The organism is Clostridium sp. DSM 17811 (assembly GCF_018861905.1).
GTDB lineage: Bacteria > Bacillota > Clostridia > Clostridiales > Clostridiaceae > Clostridium_AD > Clostridium_AD frigoriphilum.
Genome location: NZ_JAHLDU010000076.1, coordinates 1 through 1,566, shown reverse-complemented (window position 1 = coordinate 1,566; position 1,566 = coordinate 1). Strand labels below are relative to the sequence as shown.

Sequence of the window (1,566 nt, the reverse complement as noted above, 5' to 3'; positions counted from 1 at the left end):
ATATCACTCTCAGTTTTTACAGGAAGTACTTTAGCGTTTCCTCCAGAAACAAAAACAGATGAAGTGACAACTCTTGTAGGATTAGTGCATTCTTTCTTACCATAAGTCTCACCAATCTTGCAATTATTTCCTGATACGCTTATAACTTCTTTGCCCTTAAGTTCTACGGTAAGAGCACAACCTACTGGACAGCCTATGCACGTCAATTCCCTTGTACTCATAATATATTACTCCTTTTCAACTTTAATAGTAATTTTTTTGCAGTGACTATATTTATCAAAAACTGCTTTAGTTAATTTAATACTTTCCATTTCACCTGGTGTAAGTATCTTTTTCTTTAAATGCATCTCACGAACATCATCAAAATAGACAGATATATAAGAAGCTTTATGAACTTCGCCTACTCTAAATCTAATATCTATTCCATTACCTATATTTTTAGGATTAATAGTACTTGGTACTGTATACCTAACTCCATCAGTAGCGATTACTTCAACACTCTGTCCCTCCTGGTGAATTCCTTTTATACAATCTGCAGCATTTTTACCAGCAGTATAGCTTTCAGTGGTTACATTATCTACTAAATCATGAACATGAAGAACATTACCACAGGTAAATATTCCTGGAATACTTGTCTGCATACTTTCATCCACTATTGGACCACCTGTAACTTTATTAAGTACAACGTTTGCTTTCCTAGAAAGTTCATTCTCAGGAAGTAATCCAACAGATAAGAGTAATGTATCACAAGCAATATATTCTTCAGTTCCCTTGATTGGCTTTCTATGAGCATCAACTTGAGCTATAGTAACTCCCTCGAGTCTATCGTGTCCGTGTATATTTATTATAGTCGTGCTTAATTTTAAAGGAATGTTAAAATCATCTAAGCATTGTACGATATTTCTTTTAAGTCCACTTGAGTGAGGCATTAACTCTACGCATGCTTTTACTTTTGCGCCCTCAAGAGTCATTCGTCTTGCCATTATAAGACCAATATCTCCAGAACCAAGTATTACTACTTCAGTTCCTGGCATTAATCCTTCAGCATTAACATATTTTTGAGCTGTGCCGGCAGTATAGATACCTGCACACCTTGAGCCTGGAATATTTAAAGCTCCTCTTGGTCTTTCGCGACATCCCATGGCAAGTATAATTGCTTTTGCTTGAAGCTCTAAAATGCCATCTTCTGTATTTACAGCTGTAACTTGTTTATTCGCATTTACATCTAAAACCATTGTATTTAGTTTATACTCAATTTTAAGATCCGTAACTTTGTCTATAAATCGTTGTGAATATTCTGGTCCAGTAAGTTCTTCCTTAAATGTATGTAAACCAAAGCCATTATGAATACATTGGTTTAGAATACCACCTAATTGATTATCTCTTTCTAAAATTAAAATACTATCTATTCCTTGGTCCTTTGCAGAAACTGCAGCTGCAAGCCCAGCAGGCCCGCCACCAATTATGATTAAATCATATTCTTGCATATTTATTCCTCCAATTTATAAAGATTGTTTATTCGTTCCGGTTAGTAAAATAGAATTTCCACCTGATTTTGTAACTTCG

At 34.9% G+C, this 1,566-nt stretch carries 2 protein-coding genes; both read right to left on the bottom strand.

The genetic code is table 11. The annotated features are described in order from the left end of the window. The coding region (locus tag KPL44_RS24975; protein WP_216256103.1) for a DUF1667 domain-containing protein at positions 1-221 on the bottom strand (221 nt) is incomplete at its 3' end. Positions 222-227: 6 nt separating this feature from the next. Next, positions 228-1,487, bottom strand: a complete 1,260-nt coding sequence (locus tag KPL44_RS24970) for an NAD(P)/FAD-dependent oxidoreductase (RefSeq protein WP_216256101.1) — start codon at positions 1,485-1,487, stop codon at positions 228-230. Between the last annotated feature and the right edge of the window lie 79 nt (positions 1,488-1,566).